This is a genomic window from Bowmanella dokdonensis, assembly GCF_017254865.1.
In the GTDB taxonomy this organism is placed as follows: domain Bacteria; phylum Pseudomonadota; class Gammaproteobacteria; order Enterobacterales; family Alteromonadaceae; genus Bowmanella; species Bowmanella dokdonensis.
Window position 1 is genome coordinate 1 of sequence record NZ_JAFKCV010000192.1, and the last position, 353, is coordinate 353.

Here is a 353-nt window from a genome sequence, read left to right on the forward strand (position 1 = left end):
TGGCAAACTATGCCAATCGCGCTCTTCAGCAAGCTGGCAAGGCAAGTTAAAGTAGAACTCACTGCCCTTACCCGGCTCACTGAGCACCTTTAGCTCCCCTCCCATCTGATGGACCAAGCGTTGGCTGATGGCTAGCCCCAGCCCAGAGCCGCCGTAACGTCTGGCAGTTGAACTTTCAGCCTGTCGAAAGCCGTCAAAGATATGCGCCAGCTGCGACTCTGCAATACCTATTCCGGTATCCTTCACCCGGAACTCTAGCTCTAACTGGTCATCTTCGCGGCTCAGCAACTTCAATGACAATATCACTTCACCACTTTCGGTGAACTTAATCGCGTTACCAGCCAGATTGATCA

Annotated in this window: 1 protein-coding gene; it reads right to left on the reverse strand. The window is 52.4% G+C overall.

Annotated elements, in window-relative coordinates; genetic code table 11:
- The coding region (locus J0A66_RS22185; RefSeq protein ID WP_241264386.1) for an ATP-binding protein at window positions 1-353 on the reverse strand (353 nt) is incomplete at both ends.